Raw genomic sequence first — 15,545 nt, forward strand, 5'->3', positions numbered from 1 at the left:
GCGCCGGCGAAGGCGAGGGGGTCAGCGGTGGCCCGGGTCTGCGCCTTCGGAAATATCCATCAGCTGCGACTGGTCGACCCCGTCGGCGGGCCCGCCTTCAAGCACGAAGCGGCGATCGCAATAGCCGCAGTCGACATAGCCATGCTCGTCGATTTCGAGATAGATCTTGGGGTGGCCGAGCGCGGCGGGTTTGTAGTTCGCCCCCGTCCTGATGTCGGTCGCGCCGTCGCACCACACGCGCCGCGTGGTGACCTTGGTGATTTCGGGAGGAGGCAGGCTCATGCGCAAGCCGATAATGGGTTTGACGGAGCTGCTCAAGAGCCTAGGTCACGCGGCATGACCACCCCACCTGCGATCAAGATCGACAATCTCGTCAAGGAATACGCCTCGCCCGGTCCGGGCTCGCCGCCCAAGCTGGCGCTCAAGGGCGTCAGCTTCGATGTGCCGCAGGGCGGCATTTTTGGACTGCTGGGCCCCAATGGCGCGGGCAAGTCCACGCTCATCAACATCCTTGCCGGGCTGGTGCGCAAGACCAGCGGCAGCGCCGAGGTCTGGGGTTTCGACATCGCGGGCAATCCGCGCAACGCCAAGCGCTCGATCGGGATCGTGCCGCAGGAAATCGTCTTCGATCCCTTCTTCACCCCGTTCGAAGTGCTGGAGAACCAGGGCGGCTTCTACGGCATACCCAAGGCCGAGCGGCGCAGCGAGGAACTGCTCAAGGCAGTGCATCTGTGGGACAAGCGCGATGCCTATGCGCGCACGCTGTCGGGCGGGATGAAACGGCGCCTGCTGATCGCCAAGGCGATGGTTCACTCGCCGCCGATCCTGGTGCTCGACGAGCCGACCGCCGGCGTCGATGTCGAACTGCGCCGCCAGCTGTGGGAACTGGTCACCGAACTCAACCGCGAGGGCGTGACCGTGGTGCTGACAACGCATTATCTAGAGGAAGCCGAGCAGCTGTGCGACCGCATCGCGATCATCAATCACGGCGAACTGATCGCCGACAAGCCGACTCGCGAACTGGTCGACATGGCGCGCGAAAAGATCGTCTCGATCACGGTCGACAAGGATCTCGGCGGGCCGATCATGGAACCGGCTTTCACCAAGGCCGAAGTGATCGAGCCGCGGCGGCTGGAGATCACCTATGACCGCGACAAGACGAGCGCGGGACAGGTGCTCGCGCTCGTCCAGTCGCACGGCTATGCGATCGAGGATGTCACCACCCGCGAAGCCGATCTGGAGGACGTGTTCGTCCAGCTGACCGGCGCGGGATAGGCCTGCGCGTTACAGGAAGGCGCGCGGCCCGAGCCCTGCATCGCGGACCTTCTGTACCGCCCACAAATGCGGTTCGACCTCTTCCATCGGAGCCTTGCACTTGCGGCAGCGCCCGACCTGCTGCCCGCTGACGCGTGTTACATTCGCGTTGTCGACGCTGTGCCTACCCAAGGCACAGCCGATACGTCCCAAAGTCATGATCTCGCGACCCTTCCAAACCCGTTGTTTTGTCCCCTGTCGATTCGCCCCCTAGTGCAGCAAGCGGCTGACAATAACCTCGCTGCGCCGAATCGTTCCTTGCTTGCCGCGTAGTGATTGCGTCGGCATGACGCGGGCATGACAGACACCCCTTACGACGTCCTCGTCATCGGTTCGGGCGCTGCCGGACTTACCGCCGCGCTGGCGCTGGCGCAGACCAAGCGCGTGCTGGTGCTCGCCAAGGGCCGGCTCGACAGCGGCTCCACCGCCTGGGCGCAGGGCGGCATCGCCGCCGTGCTCGACGCGGGCGACACGTTCGACAACCACATCCGTGACACGATGGTCGCCGGGGCGGGTCTCAACGACCAGGAGACGGTCGAATTCGTGATCGAGCGCGCGCCTGCCTCGATCGACCGGCTGTGCGAGCTGGGCGTGCCCTTCAACCGCGAGGAAGGCGACCTTCACCTGACGCGCGAAGGCGGGCATTCGCACCGCCGCATCGTCCATGTGAACGATGCCACCGGCTGGGCGGTGCAGGCCGCGCTGCTCAAGGCGGCGGAGGAAAGTCCGAACATCACGCTGCTGCCCGGGCAAAGCTGCATCGACCTGGTCACCGGGCGCAACCAGGCGGATTATTCGGGGTCGGGCCGCGTGTGGGGTGCCTATGCGCTCGACGAGGCTACCGGCGACGTGGTGACGCATGTCGCGCGCGCGACCGTGCTGGCGGCGGGCGGGGCGGGGCGCGTGTACCAGTTCTCGACTGCGCCACGCGGCGCGACGGGTGACGGGATCGCCATGGCATGGCGCGCGGGCGCGCGGGTCTCCAACATGGAGATGATGCAGTTCCACCCGACCTGCCTCTACAATCTCGAGGTCAAGAATTTCCTCATTACCGAGGCAGTGCGCGGCGAGGGCGGGAGACTCTTCAACCCCGTCACCGGCGAGCGCTATATGGAGAAATACGACCCCGAGCGGATGGAACTGGCGCCGCGCGATATCGTGGCGCGCGCCAATGACGACCAGATCAAGCGCCATGGGCTCGACTATGTCCATCTCGATATAAGCCACCAGCCGCCCGAATTCGTGAAGGAGCATTTCCCCACGATCCACGAAAAGCTGCTCGGCCTCGGCATCGACATGACCAAGGGGCCGATCCCGGTGGTGCCGGCGCAGCATTATACCTGCGGCGGGGTGAAGATCGGGCTCGATGCGAAGACCGACTTGCCGGGTCTGTGGGCGGCGGGGGAATGCACCGAAAGCGGGCTCCACGGCGCCAACCGGCTGGCCTCGAATTCGCTGCTCGAATGCTTCGTCTTCGGTGAGGCGGCGGCCAGCGACATCCTGTCGTGCTGGGACGACCTCGATGATCCGCCCGCGATCCTGCCGTGGGATGCCAGCCGCGTGACCGATTCGGACGAGGAAGTGGTGATCAAGCAGAACTGGACCGAGATCCGCCGCTTCATGTGGAACTATGTCGGTATCGTGCGGACCACCAAGCGGCTGGAACGCGCGGGCAACCGGATCGAGATGATGCGCAAGGAAGTGGAGGACTATTACGGTTCGTTCCGCGTCACGACCGATCTGATCGAGCTACGCAATTTGCTCGATTGCGCGGGGCTGATCGTGACCAGCGCGCTCAGGCGCCACGAAAGCCGCGGGCTGCATTACATCATGGATTATCCCGCCACCGACCCGGTCGCGCGCGACATGGTGCTGGTGCCCTGACGAGGCACCCGGGCGGCATCAGCCCGTTACCGACCGCCAATTGGCTGCCGACCAGTCGCTGCGCAGCATCCAGTCGTCGAGCGCGAAGTGCCGCACCACCCCCACGCTGATGGGTTCGAGGAAGAAGATGCCGATGCTCTCGCCGAGCTGCCAGGCGACTTCGCCCTGCGCGATATAGCCGGGCAGCAGCACGACTTCGACCGGCGTGCCGACATCGGCAATCAGGTCGCGGCACTCGATCATGCATCCCGAAAGCGACAGATTGCGCATGGCACAGCGTAGACCGGTGCCGCCGATCGTGACGCGAAGATTGTCCTGCGTCTGGCTTCGCTGTTCGTCGCGTCGGTCCATCGCTCGTTCCCTCGTTCCGCCCAATGGGGCAGCGCGATTCCCTTCTACATCCCGGTCCAAGTCGGGAAGCTGAACAGCCGCGGCGGCGGTAGCCGTGCGATGATCCATTGCCGTCAAAGCCATTTCGTTCACCCTCGAGCCACGCCAATGCGTGCCATCCGCGCGGGGATATGCCAGCGGTCGGCGCGGTAGGATTGTAAGCACACGCCATTGTGATGAGCCGGCGAAACCCACAGCTGCAGGCCGGTTTGCGCTGGACAAGGGCATGAGCATGCGATGAGGTCTCCAGCCGGAATTCGGAGGAGGTAGAGCAATGCCCAAGGCAATCGCGAACGGGATCGAGATTCACTACGAGGAACAGGGCGACAAGGCCGCCCCGCCCATGCTGCTCATCATGGGGTTCGGCGCGCAGCTGACGCTGTGGCCCGACGAACTGGTCGAGGCGCTTGCCAGCCGCGGCTTCCGTGTCATCCGCTACGACAATCGCGATATCGGCCTCAGCCACAAGTTCGACGGGGTCAAGGCGCCGGGGCTGGTCAAGATGACGCTCCTCTCCAAGCTCGGGCTCAAGCCCAAAGTACCCTATACGCTGGCCGATATGGCCGATGACGGGGCCGGCTTGCTCGATACGCTGGGCATCGAGAAGGCGCACATCGTCGGCGCGAGCATGGGCGGGATGATCGCCCAGCATTTCGTCTCGCGGCATGCCGACAAATGCCTGTCGCTCACCACGATTTTCTCGACCACCGGCAATCCCAAGCTGCCGCCCGCCAAGCCCGAGGCGATGAAGGCGCTGGTTACCCGCCCCGACAGCACCGATGAGAAGGTGCTGGTCGAGCATGGCATGATGGTGGCGCGCACGATCGGTTCGCCCGGCTATCCGACCGAGGACGAGCGCCTGCGCGAGCGCACCACCGCCAGCGTGCGCCGCAGTTTCTACCCCGAGGGGCCGACACGGCACCTCTCGGCGATCGTCGCGGATGGAGACCGCCGGGGCATGCTGAAAGACGTTACCGTGCCGACGCTGGTCTTGCATGGCGAAGACGATCCGCTGGTGCCCTGCGAGGGTGGCCGCGATACGGCGGCCTCAATCCCCGGCGCCAAGCTGAAGACCATCCCGGGCTGGGGCCACGACCTGCCGCTCGAGCTGGTCGACGAGCTTGCCGATGCGATCACCGGCCATGCCACGGCGAATGCCGGCTAGGCCCTAACTCGGGCGGTTGTTCGACCAATGGCTGTCGCCGGTCGACCGGCGGACGAACGGAAATTGTCGCTAGTGGTTCGCAAAAGGCGAGTCTGCTGCGCCGCTGCGCTCGATTCTTGCGTTTGACGATAATGATCTCTTCCGGATGCAGGCGAGAAGTTGCGCTGTCCCCTCAGGGAATTGCCATTTGCCCTTCCGAGACCCCCTTGCGCCGGGAGTTTGACACGGAATTCTTCGCGCGTATCCTGATGCACAGGACGTCCGGCTCCCGCAGACGCCGGCCTGCCCCGATCGACCACTGATTGTGGACCATGGGACTGCCGCCCGCCTTGTGCCGGGCGTGCAACGCGACTGCGGCCGATCATCTTTGCACGCGAAAGGATGATCCGATGAAATCCCCCCTTATAGCCTTTGCCGGTGCCTTGCTGGTGACCGGCGTCCCCGCGACCTCGCAGGACATCGTGGTCTCGGCGGAGAGTGCCGCCGTCGAGACGATTTCCCGCGACCTCGATCGCAATCTCCTGCGCGCCGACTGGCCGCGGCGCGAGCTGGTTGGCGAAGGGATTGCCATGGTGCGGTTCCAGCGCGGCGCCGATGGCCGCCCGGCCGATGTGAAACTCTATCGCAAATCGGGCCAGCGCAGCGTGGATCGTCGCGCGCTGGTGGCGGTTGCCCGGCTGGGCCGGAGCAATCCGCTCCCGGCGATCGGGGCGCCCGACCAGATCTTCCAGGCCAACATCGTCCTCGCCAACAGCCACCAGGCCTTTGCCGATCTGTCGTCGCAGCTGGCGAAGCTGGAACAGGCGCGCCTCACCGACCCGCGCGAACGCACCGTATTCGCGTTCAATTCGGCTCCGCGCACCGCGTCCTAGCGCCGGCCCCGGCACTGTTCTTCGGCGTTGCCGTGATCCCGTGCTGCGGACGGGTTGCGGCGGCGCCGGAGTCTGTGCCGAATGCCCGCCTCGATTCCAAAATTGCGCACCCGGATTCGATTGTCTCACAAGCCGGACGGATCGTTTTTGCCCGCAAAATTTTTTTCACGGATTCATTTAGCCCCTTGCGCTCGCCCGAAGTCCAGCTTGGTCCACGCGTCGCGGCGTTGCAGCCGGATAAGGCACCGCGTCTGCCGGGCCCGAACCAGCCCTAAATCGGTGTTGACCCTCTTGCGCCGGAGTGCCGCCTGATTCAGTATCTAGTGGTCAGGCTACCATGGGTACCCACAAGACCTAGCTTTTGGCGGCCGGCTCCCCATATTGGAGAGCCCCGCCCCAGCGGCATGGCTGTGGGGAAAAAGGGGAAAAGTTTTCGCCCCGGAGCCACACAAAATTGGTAGGCGGGGCAGTGGTCTCGTCGACTCGAACACAACCGGAACGCGGGTGGCCTGATAGCGGCCCGCGGAGCACTCAGACGGCGGGGCACACGATGGATTTCAAGAGCGGGAACGATACGGCGATGGCATTGGATTTCGACACACAAGACACCGCGCCCGAACCCACCACCGAAGAGAAAGCGGTCGCCATGGACAAGACGGACAAGGGCAGTGACGAACTGGTCCAGGCAGCGGCGGGCGAGGCGCTGGCCGGCGCGGTCGCCAGCGCGACCTCGGAAGCGGCCGAACATGACAGCAAGAAAGTGCTCGATCGCCGGTTCGACGTGAAGACCGACGAGAGCCGCGATGCGCTGCTGACCGAATTCGGCAAGGAAACGCTGACCGATCGTTACCTGCTGCCGGGCGAAGGCTATCAGGACCTGTTCGCGCGTGTGGCCGATTACTTCGCCGACGATGCCGAACATGCGCAGCGGCTTTACGACTATATCTCGAACCTGTGGTTCATGCCCGCCACGCCCGTCCTGTCGAATGGCGGCACCACGCGCGGCTTGCCGATTTCCTGCTATCTCAACAGCGTGTCGGACAGCCTCGACGGCATCGTCAACACCTGGAACGAGAATGTCTGGCTCGCCTCGAAGGGCGGCGGCATCGGCACCTATTGGGGCAATGTCCGCGGGATCGGCGAACCGGTCGGCCTCAACGGCAAGACCAGCGGCATCATCCCCTTCGTGCGGGTGATGGATTCGCTCACGCTCGCAATTTCGCAAGGCTCGCTGCGCCGCGGTTCGGCGGCCTGCTACATCGACGTTTCGCACCCCGAGATCGAGGAGTTCCTCGAGATCCGCAAGCCGAGCGGCGACTTCAACCGCAAGGCGCTGAACCTGCACCACGGCGTGCTGGTCACCGATGCCTTCATGGAAGCGGTGCGCGCGGGCGAGGAATTCGACCTCGTGTCCCCGCGCGACGGATCGGTGCGCAAGACCATCGACGCGCGCGGCCTGTTCCAGAAGCTGGTCGAAACCCGGCTCGCCACGGGCGAACCCTACATCGTGTTCTCCGACACGGTGAACCGCATGATGCCCAAGCATCACCGCGAACTGGGGCTCAAGGTCTCGACCTCGAACCTGTGCGCCGAAATCACGCTGCCCACCGGCATCGACCATCTCGGCAACGATCGCACTGCAGTGTGCTGCCTGTCCTCGCTCAATCTCGAGAAATGGGACGAATGGAGCGGCGACAAGCAGTTCATCGAGGACATCATGCGCTTCCTCGACAACGTCCTGCAGGACTATATCGACCGGGCGCCCGACCAGATGGCGCGCGCGAAATATTCGGCCATGCGCGAACGCAGCGTGGGCCTCGGCGTGATGGGCTTCCACTCCTTCCTCCAGGCCAAGAGCATCGGCTTCGAAAGCCCGATGGCCAAGGTGTGGAACCTCAAGATGTTCAAGCATATCAGCGCCAAGGCGGAAGAAGCCTCGCTGGTGCTGGCGCAGGAACGCGGGCCGTGCCCCGACGCCGCCGAAACCGGCGCGATGGAACGCTTCAGCTGCAAGATGGCGATCGCGCCGACCGCGTCGATCAGCATCATCTGCGGCGGAACCAGCGCCTGCATCGAACCGATCCCGGCCAACATCTACACGCACAAGACGCTGTCGGGCTCGTTCATCGTCAAGAACCCCTATCTCGAGAAGATCCTCGACAAGAAGAGCAAGAACTCGACCAATGTCTGGAATTCGATCCTCGAGCGGGGCGGCAGTGTCCAGCACCTCGACTTCCTGACGACCGAGGAAAAGGCCACCTTCAAGACCAGCTTCGAAATCGACCAGCGCTGGTTGCTCGAATTCGCCGGCGACCGGGCCCCCTTTATCGACCAGGCGCAGTCGCTGAACCTGTTCATCCCGGCCGATGTCGACAAGTGGGACCTGATGATGCTGCACTTCCAGGCGTGGGAAAAGGGCATCAAGTCGCTCTACTACCTCCGCTCGAAGAGCGTGCAGCGCGCCGGTTTCGCGGGCGGCGTGGAAGCGGACAACACCGCCGATGCCGCGAAGTTCGAACTGGCCGCGGGCGCCGAGCAGACCGATTACGAGGAATGCCTCGCCTGTCAATAGTAATGTTGTGCTGTGTCTCATTCTATGGAACAGGATGGGGCTGCAGTCAATAAATGACTTGAAAAAGTGAGAAGTTGTGCCCTCATGGATCGGGAAACCCCGTAAACCATGAGGGCACACCGTCTTGCGTCTGGCTTTCGTCAATCCTGATCTTCTCGACCAGCCGGTCGACGAAGCCCTCATGCCGAGAGAGCTTGAACGGTTCTGGCACGAGCGGGCGGGCCCGTTGGCGAAGTCACTCTACGCCAGGATCGGGATCACCGAACGAGTCCCCTTCGTTCTCGATCAGAATTCTCATCCTCCTCAAATCCATCATCAGTCCTCTAGCGTCCTACGCAAGATGACCGAGCAGGTGGCCGGGCGGACCACCATGCGGACCTATGGTCAGCACGTCCTCAGGTTCATCGCCACGCTAGCCGAGGATGGTGGAGATCTGGCGACTGTCGATCCGGGATACCTTTCCCAATACCGGGCTCGCCGCTTGGCGAGCACGACGCCTCAAGGGAAACCACTCGACCCCGTCTCCTGGAACTCCGAGGCCGCAGCGCTGAAGACCATGTTCGATGCGGCCGTCCTCCTGCGTCTGCGCCCTGACAACCCGACCGAACATCCGGCATTGCAATGGTCCTTCAAGGGTGCCGCAGCTGCGTCCGAAGAGCCCAAGTTCATCACGCTCGACCGCTTCCGTATTTTCCGGGACGACGGTCTGATGGTGACCAGATCGCCGTTGCGCAATGCCGCCTTCGCCGAAACCATCCTGACGTCCGGCATGCGTCTCTACGAATGCAGCAGGATGCCGGCATCGGCTGTTCCCTCTCGCGCCGAAAGCACCGGTGGTCGAGCGTTCACCTATCCGGTCCCTGCGATCGATGGAAAGGGCTATCGCGCCCGGAAAGTCCCCGTCGGCATCCACGCGTTCCGTCGCCTCCAAGCATATCAGCAACTCGAGCGACTGCCGGCGCTCGAACGCAAGGGGCTTTCAGCGTCTTTAACTCCGCTCTGGATCAACCAATCCGGCGGCCTCATGGGGATCGGCGGCTGGGAAAAGGTCTTCGAGAACGCATCCGAGCGATCGGGTATCAAGGTGACGCCGCACACCCTCAGGCACACCTTCGCGGTCTACATGCTCTGCGCGCTCCTGCGTCGGCATCACGACAGCATGAAGATCAAGGACGATGTCAGACGCCTCACGGAAGGCGGTCGCGGTGACGTCTACGCTACGATCTTCGGCGACCCCCTCCGCGCCCTCCAGCGTCTCCTGGGACACAAGCACTACGAAACGACCTTCATCTACCTCGACATCCTCAGCGCAGACGATTTCGTCATCGACGAGGCGCTGCGGATCTTCGAGGATACCCTGGGATCGGAGGAGGACTACCTTGACCTCATCCGCTGAGAACAGGAACGACGCGTCCGATGCAAATCTCCCGCCGAGGCGCGGGCGGCCACGGCGGAAAGTCCCGAGTCTCGACCGTGGAGGCGTTCTCCAGTTCCCCACTCGGTCGAATCCGAAAGATTGGCGGCATCGCCATTTCGAACGCAAGAACCCCCTGAACTGGGACTTCGCTTCGCTGCGTCCCGCCCTCGGGAGGGCCATGCTCGATGCGGTCCACAGGATGTCCGGACCCGGCAAGGCCATCGCCACCGGATCGACGGCCTTGGCCTACCAGACACAGAGCAAGCCCTTCTTCCTCTGGCTGGCAGAGACGGAAAAGGACGCGCGAGGTCAGGAGCCCGGCAAGGAAGACACCATCCTCGATCCTCAGATCGTCGAGGACTTCCGCATAGCCATGGACCTGCGTGCGACGCTGGGAGAAGTCACCGGCACCACCGCCTATGCCTACAAGGCCGCGCCGCTGCGGATCCTGCGACAGCTGTATCTCGAGGACGCGGCGGTATTGGGTCCGGGTTGGCGTGACGAGGACTTCCTTCCCGGCGAGCGGATCGACGATACGAAGCCCAACGCACCCTATTCGCTCGCCGAATCACAGCGCATTATCTCCGCCTGTGCGGCCATACTGCACCGAACTCACGATAGTGGCGACCCCGGGGACAAGGCGGCCATGGAGATCGCCGCCTTCGTCATCATCGGCCTGAAGCTCGGGATCGAGCCCGAATGCCTTCCCGTGCTCACGCTGGCGAATCTCAGGACCGATGGGCGGCGCATCAAGGTGCGCTACATCAAGCGACGCGGCGGTGGCGGGAATGGATTTCGCAAGAGCCGGACCACCAACCCGAGCGACGGCAGCATCGACACTGAGGAGGAGGCCATCGCGGATGGGACCTCGTTCCGGGAAGCCGCGGGGGCCCTCGCTCTCCTGCGGGATCGAGCCAGAAAGAGGCAGGACCAGGACGGCGGAACCGACGATGCGACACCGCTGTTCACGTTCCACTGTGCCGCCGATGCCTTCAGGGCGTTCAGCGACCATCTCAACGAGAGCGGCCTGCGAGATGATCACGGCGGGCGATTGCCGATCGTCAGGAACAGGCTGCGCCCGACCTGGCGGACGCAGCGCACGATCAGGCATGGAGGCCGATTGTCAATCGACAGGTCGGACAACTCGGCCGACGTGCGCGCCAAGCACTATCTCGACAACGACCGTATCCGACCCTTTCTCGAGAATGCGGTCCTGGACGCGCAGGCGCAGGCCTGGGACCACGCGCTCTCCAGGCGGGTCATCGATCTTCCGAACGACGCATCCGAGGATCAGGTATCAACAGCCGCACGGAAGGTCGAAGTCGCCGAAAACGACATCGCAACCGCGCTGTCCGGCGAGCAGGACCTGTGGCTCGCCAGCTGCCGCGACTTCACAAATTCCCCGTTCGACAAGCCGGGAACGCCCTGCTCAAAGGCCTTCTTCGGCTGCGTGGTCTGTCCTAACGCTCTGATAACGCGTCGATCCCTGCCCGCGATCCTCGGCTTCCGGGCGCATGTCGAGCGGCGCCGCGACGAGATGGGGTCACCCGAGTGGGAGGCCCTGTACGGCGCTGCGTGGCGTGAGATCACCCATGCCATCCTCCCCCAGTTCGACCAACGCACCGTCGCAGAGGCGGAAGCGATCGCCAGGGGGCTGGACATGCATCTCCCTCCCGAGATGCTGCAATGAACGCGCATGCCGGCCATATCCGGGCTCAAGATGAGCGCAGCCAGCGGTCGCCCCACGGCGAATCGCCCATCCTGCTGCGTCGTCCCGACCTCAAGGGTCGGTTCGACGCGATGGTCTGGGATCTGACGGAGACGGATCACCATTCCGGCCGTGTCGAATCGATCTGCCGGATCGACTGGAACGACGTCGCCGCGAACCACCCGGGCTGGCTCTCCATCTGCAAGGAACTGTGCTGGCACCGGTTGAACACGCCGCTGGCGACCCAGAAGACGATCGGCAGCTACCATGCCTCACGCGAGCAGCTGAGGATGAAGCGGTTCCTGCGTTGGCTGGACGTCAAGCACCCCGATGTCGCGGGTCCTCTGGACCTCCGCCAGCGGCACGTCCACGAATATCGCGTATGGCTGGAGAACCATGGCCCGGAAGATGCAGTCAATGCCTCCGGCGCGAATGTGCGGACGGGTTCCTCCTGCAGCCCGCAGACGGTCTGGAGCTATCTCCTCCCGATAAAGGCGCTCGACGTCTTCCGTGAACGCCTGAATTCCCCACTGCCATTCTCCCCCTACGACGGCAACCTGACCGCAAAGATGCTCGGCGCCGGCGAGGCCAATGAGGAGAACGCGACCGAACCCCTGCCGGACGAGGTCATCGCGACGCTTATCGACTGTGCGCGACGCTATATCGAGCACTATGCACCCACCGTGCTTGCGATGCGGGAAGAGATGCACGAATTCTGGGACGATGGCAGGGCTGATTTTCCCGGTTGGAAGACATCACCTGGCACCTGCCCCGAGACGGGCATCACCTGGATGCCGGACCGCAAGAAGGCGGCGCACCATCTCTATCGCGAGGAACTCGGCCATCTTGTCGCCGCCTGCCTCATCGTGATCCTCTACCTTTCCGGAATGAGGTCAGGGGAGGCCAGTAACCTCGGTTCCGACTGCCTCGACCGTCCCGTCGACAGGGCTACAGGCCTCCGCGACCGCTGGCGCATAAGCGGCATACCGCTCAAAAAACGCGGCAAGGGCAAGGAGGGCAAGCCTCCACCCGTGGAATGGGTGGTCCCGGATATCGTCGCCCAGGCCGTGCAGATGCTGCAGAAGCTTCTGGCGCCATACCGCATGATGCACGGGTCGGACCTGCTCATGCTGAGCAAGGATGCCCTGCGCAAGCCCAAGTCGCGAGACAGGAAGCTGCTGCGTTCATCGAAGACCGGCTATCCACTGTCCGTCACGTCCATCGGGAGCCTGATCAACCTGTTCTACGAACGGGCAAGATGGCAGCGGGATGCGATCGTTCAATCAGACCCGAGCATCGCCCCTGCACCCGATTATCACATCAAGCCGAGCCAGTTCCGGCGCACGCTCGCGAGGTTCATCGCCAGGCAGCCCTTCGGCATCATCGCGGGACGCCTCCACTATCATCACGTGTCGACGGCCGTCTTTGAAGGATACGCAGGCTCCGCTTCCGACACCTTCGCACTCGATGTCGAAGACGAGCGCATCCTCGCGGGCATTGATATCCTCGAGGAGATGAGAAGCGATGCCCGGGCAGGCTGGCGGGCCGGGCCAGGTGCCAGCCGCGTGCTCGCTGAATGGGAGAACGTGCGGGAAGTGGGCCTCGCATCGGCCGTGGTGGACACGTCCTCGAAAGGAGCGGTGCTCGACAACAGCGTGCGCAAGCTTGTCCAGACGGTCCATGTTGGCAGCCTGAGCTACTGCGTGTTCAACGTGAGCAACGCGCTCTGCCTGACCGAGCAGGAAAAGTCCTCACCGGGCGCATCCCCGGCGATAAGCATGTGCTCTCCGGACAAGTGCGCCAATTCGGTGATAGCGCCCTGCCACGTTCCCAAGTGGCAGGGCCTGCTCGACGAAGTCCGAAGACTAACCGGAACCGCCCGGAGCGGACCGCAGAAACAGTCACTCCGGACCGCCGCCGAGAGATACGAAGGGGTGATCGCCAAGGCACAGGGAGGTGGAAATGAAAAAGATTGACCAGACCTCCTTCGAGGAACTCAGAAAGGACAATGCGGACCGCCTTCACGAACTCGACGTGCTGGCGGGAGGAGGCGACCTTCGCGGAACGGAAACGACCGAAAGGACGATCCGGGCCGGAATCGACCGCTTCTGCCGCGGGACCACGCAGACGGACGGCTCCTGGACGGTCGTCAACCTGGTCGAGGAGACCGGCGTCCCGCGGCCGACGCTCTATCGTTACAAGCGCGAACTCGAACTCTTCCAGAATCTCGGCGCATCGGCTCCGCACGGCGGCGCGCGCGAAGAGCTGAAACGCCTACGGAGCGAATTGGCGGCAGAACGCGAGGCGGCGAAGGCGGAACGCGCGCGGCACCGCAATGCCGAAGCCGTCCTTGTGGAACGCATCCACGCACTATCCCTACTGGTGGCTTCGGCGATGGGAGAGGATTCGCTGCCGCGAATGATCGAACTCAGCAAGCCGCCCGAATAGATCGGAGCTCAGGAAATGTCGCTGGTGATGGAAAACGGGTAGGAAACGCCTATCCTGATGAGGTGGAAGAGAAGGGGAAAAGCAGATGACGCATGCAGCGACCATTGCCGACGACCGGCTCGAGGCCGCCCTGGCCCTTCCAGGCGCAAGGCGTTCCCTGCGCGTGGCGATCGGTCATCTGAACGTGTCCCTTCCCGACAGTGTGAGCGAGCAGGAGTTGCTCGGCTCGCTACTCGACATCCAGCCTTTCTCCATCGACAGGGTCTGCGTCAGGGAATTCCTCAACGAGGCCGAACTCGAGACGCTGTCCGACCTCGTGACATCGGGGGCCATCAGCTACGACCAGCTCGCCGATGCCGCTTCGCTGCACCTCCCTTCCGGACACGAGACGAGGAGGTGGCTCGATGACCGCAAGGGCCTCTGAATGGCGCAAGCTCCTCGACAAGGCGCTCCCGGCACTGGATCACGTGTTCGGCGCGCAACCGGAGAAGACGGATAGCCCCGACTGGACGCTCGGGGGCGGCACCGCGATCGCCATCCAGATCGGCCATCGCATATCCTACGACATCGACATCTTCGTGCCCGGCACCGCGCTCAGGAACTTCGTGCCCGCGAACAATCCTGCCTCACGCGGCATTTCCGAACGCTTCCAGTGGCCGGGTCACTACCTGAAGTTCGAGCTCGACGAGGGAGAGATCGACTTCCTCTCCCCACCCTTGCAGACCGAACCGGGATTCGAATGGGCCAGATACGGGGATCGGCGGATCGCCGTCGAGACTCCCGAGGAAGTGATCATCAAGAAGATCCGATATCGATCGGCCAAGTTCACGCCTCGTGACGTCTACGATCTGGCAGCCGTTTCCCAGGAAAGGACCGCCCTCGCCACGATCATGTCGGAAGAGACATCCGACGCCTTACCGCGCCTCAAGGAGTCGCTGCGCGTATTGGAGGCCAAGGGCGGGACCGATCTGTCCCCCTACGTCACGCCAACCGCGAAGGGGCGGTCGATCCTCCCCGACGCATTCCGCATCGCCCACGCGACAATCGGCGAAGCCATGGGCATGGCGGACCGGGCCTCGCGGCAGATTTCCCGTGATCCGCGTCGATTCCCGCCTCCGGATCGCGGCATCGGGGACTGAGGCGACATGCTTCTTCTTCCGCTGCTCCGCATCGGAATCCGATATGAAGAGCGGTGTCGCTGCTGAACGATGAGACGTTGGAAAACGGTGTATCCACATAGGGAAGGAAAAGGCACTCCTACGACCTGACGCCATCACCGCCTGGGTGAAGTTGAAGATCCGGATGTGGAAGATTCCGGTCCGTCGTCCTATATTCGAAATGAAGAACAAAACGCAGAAAAGAGGAGGCTCTCTCATGGCTAATCAGGATTTCAGCCAATCCGACAGGGCCAAGGCAAAGCAGGCCGCGCGCGACCTCGATGAATGCGATCTCGCCGCCGGACGTATCGATGTCGCTTCGCTTCAGGAGCGCAACGGGTTCATCCCACGTGATATCGCTCGGCGCGCAAGAGTTCGTCAATGGAATGAGCTCGATTGATCGCCATGGAGCAAGGCATTCCTCGCTAACCATAAGAACTAGGTCGATGGCGATCTTAGCTTCGAGCGAGCTAGTCGCATAGCACCCGCTTGAACCTCGGCTCCGGATCCTCTGCGCGAGGATCGGAACGAACCAACACAACAATACACATCGCGTCCACCCGCGGAGGCCTTCGCCTCTGCGGGTGCTTCGCCGTGCCCATCTCAAAGGAAGGAGAC

The 15,545-nt window shown here is 63.4% G+C and carries 15 protein-coding genes; 12 read left to right on the top strand and 3 right to left on the bottom strand.

All coding sequences use genetic code 11. The features are described from left to right. Positions 1-21: 21 nt before the first annotated feature. On the bottom strand, positions 22-282 hold the full coding sequence (locus J2S32_RS11715) for a zinc-finger domain-containing protein (RefSeq protein WP_253521574.1): 261 nt from the start codon (positions 280-282) through the stop codon (positions 22-24). Between the two features lie 54 nt (positions 283-336). On the opposite strand from J2S32_RS11715, the gene J2S32_RS11720 reads away from it, so the two are divergent. Further along, on the top strand, positions 337-1,275 hold the full coding sequence (locus J2S32_RS11720; RefSeq protein WP_253521576.1) for an ABC transporter ATP-binding protein: 939 nt from the start codon (positions 337-339) through the stop codon (positions 1,273-1,275). Positions 1,276-1,284: 9 nt separating this feature from the next. On the opposite strand, the gene J2S32_RS11725 is transcribed toward J2S32_RS11720, so the two are convergent. Further along, on the bottom strand, positions 1,285-1,473 hold the full coding sequence (locus J2S32_RS11725; RefSeq protein WP_253521579.1) for a hypothetical protein: 189 nt from the start codon (positions 1,471-1,473) through the stop codon (positions 1,285-1,287). 138 nt (positions 1,474-1,611) lie between these two features. Here J2S32_RS11725 and nadB point away from each other — a divergent pair, with 138 nt between their 5' ends. Next, positions 1,612-3,198, top strand: coding sequence for an L-aspartate oxidase (nadB, locus tag J2S32_RS11730; RefSeq protein WP_253521582.1), 1,587 nt, complete (start codon positions 1,612-1,614; stop codon positions 3,196-3,198). Between the two features lie 18 nt (positions 3,199-3,216). Here the strand turns inward: nadB and J2S32_RS11735 are convergent, their stop codons facing one another. Then, entirely contained in the window at positions 3,217-3,549 is a 333-nt protein-coding gene (locus J2S32_RS11735; protein WP_253521585.1) for a PilZ domain-containing protein, read from the bottom strand. A gap of 313 nt (positions 3,550-3,862) precedes the next feature. Between J2S32_RS11735 and J2S32_RS11740 the strand changes: the two genes are divergently transcribed. From J2S32_RS11740 to J2S32_RS11785, 10 genes are all read left to right on the top strand, one after another. Next, a complete protein-coding gene (locus J2S32_RS11740; RefSeq protein WP_253521587.1) occupies positions 3,863-4,753 on the top strand; it encodes an alpha/beta fold hydrolase in 891 nt (296 codons plus the stop codon). A 389-nt stretch (positions 4,754-5,142) separates the two neighbouring features. Next, on the top strand, positions 5,143-5,625 hold the full coding sequence (locus J2S32_RS11745; RefSeq protein WP_253521590.1) for an energy transducer TonB family protein: 483 nt from the start codon (positions 5,143-5,145) through the stop codon (positions 5,623-5,625). 550 nt (positions 5,626-6,175) lie between these two features. Beyond that, entirely contained in the window at positions 6,176-8,197 is a 2,022-nt protein-coding gene (locus J2S32_RS11750) for a ribonucleoside-diphosphate reductase subunit alpha (RefSeq protein ID WP_253521592.1), read from the top strand. A gap of 124 nt (positions 8,198-8,321) precedes the next feature. Beyond that, positions 8,322-9,593, top strand: coding sequence for a tyrosine-type recombinase/integrase (locus tag J2S32_RS11755; RefSeq protein ID WP_253521595.1), 1,272 nt, complete (start codon positions 8,322-8,324; stop codon positions 9,591-9,593). Positions 9,594-9,792: 199 nt separating this feature from the next. After that, complete coding sequence (locus J2S32_RS11760) at positions 9,793-11,304, top strand: hypothetical protein (protein WP_253521598.1); 1,512 nt, start codon at positions 9,793-9,795, stop codon at positions 11,302-11,304. Continuing rightward, positions 11,301-13,298: a hypothetical protein gene (locus tag J2S32_RS11765; RefSeq protein ID WP_253521601.1), complete on the top strand. Its 1,998-nt coding sequence runs from the start codon at positions 11,301-11,303 to the stop codon at positions 13,296-13,298. The genes J2S32_RS11760 and J2S32_RS11765 overlap by 4 nt, the downstream gene beginning before the upstream one ends. After that, positions 13,285-13,770, top strand: coding sequence for a hypothetical protein (locus J2S32_RS11770; RefSeq protein WP_253521605.1), 486 nt, complete (start codon positions 13,285-13,287; stop codon positions 13,768-13,770). The genes J2S32_RS11765 and J2S32_RS11770 overlap by 14 nt, the downstream gene beginning before the upstream one ends. Before the next feature lie 163 nt (positions 13,771-13,933). Then, positions 13,934-14,194, top strand: coding sequence for a hypothetical protein (locus tag J2S32_RS11775; RefSeq protein WP_156494297.1), 261 nt, complete (start codon positions 13,934-13,936; stop codon positions 14,192-14,194). Beyond that, entirely contained in the window at positions 14,175-14,909 is a 735-nt protein-coding gene (locus J2S32_RS11780) for a nucleotidyl transferase AbiEii/AbiGii toxin family protein (protein ID WP_253521609.1), read from the top strand. Before J2S32_RS11775 ends, J2S32_RS11780 begins: the two co-directional genes overlap by 20 nt. Before the next feature lie 235 nt (positions 14,910-15,144). Continuing rightward, positions 15,145-15,327 (top strand): hypothetical protein, encoded by a 183-nt coding sequence (locus tag J2S32_RS11785; RefSeq protein ID WP_253521612.1) that lies wholly within the window; start codon positions 15,145-15,147, stop codon positions 15,325-15,327. Positions 15,328-15,545: the final 218 nt, after the last annotated feature.

The sequence above is a fragment of the Qipengyuania citrea genome (assembly GCF_024171405.1).
Taxonomy (GTDB): Bacteria; Pseudomonadota; Alphaproteobacteria; order Sphingomonadales; family Sphingomonadaceae; genus Qipengyuania; species Qipengyuania profunda.